This is a genomic window from Candidatus Palauibacter scopulicola, assembly GCF_947581915.1.
Taxonomy (GTDB): domain Bacteria; phylum Gemmatimonadota; class Gemmatimonadetes; order Palauibacterales; family Palauibacteraceae; genus Palauibacter; species Palauibacter scopulicola.
The window spans coordinates 1-2,840 of sequence record NZ_CANPWG010000029.1 but is presented as its reverse complement, the minus strand read 5'-3'; the positions used below and the strand labels follow the sequence as shown (position 1 = coordinate 2,840).

The following is a 2,840-nucleotide window of genomic DNA, read 5'->3' as shown; positions in this document are numbered from 1 at the left end:
GCCGAGGCGCTGGCCTACGAGGCCGCGACCGCGCAGGCCGATCCGCTCGATCCCACGACAAAATATTTCCTCAACCGGTTCGTCCACGACTTCCACTCGCGCAGACGCGCGACGGTCCAGGAGCAATGGACGCGGAGCCTCCGGTTCCTGAGCACGGACCTCGCGAACGCCGCCTTCCAGAGGGACGGCGCCGAGGTGGCGGCCACGGCGGCCGGGACCGCCGGGACCGAAATCGAAGTCGAACAGGTCGTGCTCCGCATCCATCCCGCGCCCGCGCCGCCGCACGGCGCGACGGCCGACTTCGACCTCGTGCATCTGAGGGGCGAGCAGGAGCTGCGGCGCGAACGCTGGTCGCTCACGCTCCGGTTCGAGTTCCTCGACTCGATCCCCAACGAACTCGTCGTCCATAACCCGATGGGGCTCCTCGTCACCTACATGCGGGCCGACCGGGCGCTCGTCAGCGGCGGGGAGGAGCGATGACGCTCCATCTCAAGGGACGCGAGAAGGCGCTCGAACCGTTCGGCTGGACGGGAGCCAAGGCCGAGTGGATCGCGCTGGTGTGCCTGCACAGCGGCGTGTTCACCCGGAGGCAGGCCACGCGGTTCCTGGCCACGCACCACGACCGGGCTCGCCGCATGGTCCACGCCCTGATCGAGCAGGGACTGGCCGCCGAGGAGACGGTGCCCGGCATCCGGGGGATCGGGCGGGTCTGCCGGATCTACTCCCGGCGGCTCTACCGGGCCTTCGGGGCCGAGCACCTCCGGCACCGCCGCCCCGCGTCCCCCCGGGTTCTGATGCGGCGCCTGCTCTCGCTCGACTACGTGATCGAGCACCCCGACCTGCCCTGGCTTCCGACCGAGGACGAGAAGGTCGCGGCGTTCGAGGCGCTCGGGATCGAGCGGAGGCTCCTGCCGTCCCGCCTCTACCGGGGCGCGGCGGGCGACACCCGCCGCTACTTCCCCGTCAAGCTGCCCGTCGCCGTCGAGCCGGACCGCGCCGTGTTCGTCTACGCCGAACCCGGCCACGACACCGTCAGCGGGGTCCGGTCCTGGGGGACGGCGCACCGGGGCCTCTGGAGCGCGCTCGCCCGGCGCGGCCACTCCGTCGAAGCCGTCGCCGTCGGACGCACGAGAGACGAGACGGAGCGTGCGCGTCGGGTGCTGGGCCGCTGGTCCGAGGACTCCGGCCGCGGCGAGGCGGACCCCGGCGTGGCCGACGAACTGGCCCGGATCGAGCGAGCGATCCACAGGGGTGCCGTGGAAGTCCTCGACGAGTACGGCGGGCTGCAAGCCGCGCTGAAGCGCAGCGTCGCGCTTGAGAAGGAGGCCCGCCGGCAAGCCGGGCGGGGCGGACTGGGCCGCGCCCGAGCCTGGCGGACGACCCGTCTCGCGGGAGTCCTCTACCGATGATTTGCGCACCTCCCGCGCCGCGGGTCATGGCCGCTCCCGCCCCCGAAAACGACACGGGGCGCCGATGCGCACCCCGGCGCTCCGGGCGTGCGCACCGGCGGGGCGGCGCAAGTCGCCGCGCCCGAACGTCTTGCGCCTCGACGGCCCGGACGGCCGGGGCCGCGCGGGCCGTTTCGGCGGGGCTGGGAGCGACCCCGCAGTCCGAGGGCCTGCTACGGGTTCGGGGCCGTGCGCGTTTGCGCACCCCGGGCCCCGCCCCCTCGGGTCGCTCCCAGCCATCGATCCTTTCAGGAAGGAGGTTCGGCCGATGAAGTCCGGCACCCTCGCCATCATCGGGGCCGCCGTCGGCGCGGCCGGCGCCCGGGCGCTCAAGGCGCCGTTCCCGCCCGCGGACGCGAACCCGTATCTCGACCTGATCGCCTGGCACGATCCGGCCCTGCACGCCGCCGTCCGCGTCTGGCATTACGCGTGGCCCGCCGTCGCCGTCGTGCTCGCCGGATCGCTCGTCCTCTCGGTCTGGCGCGTCTGGCTCCAGCCGCTCGTGAGGTTCCGGCGGCGGGGCAGGTTGCCCGAGTGGCCCAACGCGCCCGGGGACGGCGCGCCCTCGGTCGTGATCGGCGAACTGCACCATCCGACCGTGCCGGAAGAGAGCGAGCGGCCGTCGTGGCTCGTCATCCCCGAGAAGGGGCTCTACACCGGGCTGCTTGTCGTCGGGGCCGTCGGCACCGGCAAGACGACCGCCTGCATGTACCCGTTCGCCCGGCAGCTGCTCCAGTGGCGGGCCGACGCCGCCGACCGCCGCGCGGGCGCGCTCGTGCTGGAAGTCAAGGGAGACTTTTGTCACCAGGTCCGGAGCATCCTGAGCGAGGCCGGGCGGGAGGACGACTACCTCGAAATCGGGTTCGGCGGCTCCTGGCAGTGGAACCCGCTCGATGATCCGCTGCTCGACTCCTACTCGATGGCCTACGGCGTCGCCTCCCTCATCAACCAACTCTTCGGCAAGTCCCGCGAACCGTTTTGGCAGCAGGCGTACACGAACCTCGTCCGGTGGATCGTCGAGCTTCACCGGCTCCTGCCGGGGGGCTGGGTCACGCTCCGCGACGTATACCGCTGCACGGTGGACGCGGAGCTTCTGGCCGCGAAGATCGGCGAGGCGCGGGCGATGGCCGACGAGGTCCGTCCCCTCCGGGCGATGATCGCCGCCACCGACCTGACCGAACACAAGAACGCCCTCGAAGACGCGGCCTGGGAGGCCGTGCCCGGGACCGCGAGGGTCGGATGCAGGCTCGATCCGCCGCTGCGGGCGAAGCTCAAGGAACTCGGCGTTGCGTACGAGACGGAGCCCATCGGAGGCGATGCCGGGAAAGAGTTCGCCGAAAGCGTCGAGGCCATCGAGCGGTGGTACGACAAGGACTGGTCGGCGCTCGACGC

General features: G+C 72.3%; 3 protein-coding genes. All 3 read left to right on the top strand.

Annotated features, from left to right (window positions below; all coding sequences use genetic code 11):
- Window positions 1-480, top strand: a 480-nt coding sequence (locus RN743_RS05765) for a VirB8/TrbF family protein (protein ID WP_310777418.1), incomplete at its 5' end; no start/stop codon positions are given.
- Entirely contained in the window at window positions 477-1,409 is a 933-nt protein-coding gene (locus RN743_RS05760) for a hypothetical protein (RefSeq protein ID WP_310777416.1), read from the top strand. The genes RN743_RS05765 and RN743_RS05760, both read left to right, overlap by 4 nt.
- Window positions 1,410-1,716: 307 nt before the next feature.
- A partial coding sequence (locus tag RN743_RS05755) for a hypothetical protein (RefSeq protein ID WP_310777413.1) occupies window positions 1,717-2,840 on the top strand: 1,124 nt, incomplete at its 3' end.

Coding starts and splice junctions, on each gene's coding strand:
- RN743_RS05760 (WP_310777416.1), top strand. CDS start 477: ATGACGCTCCATCTCAAGGGACGCGAGAAGGCGCTCGAACCGTTCGGC.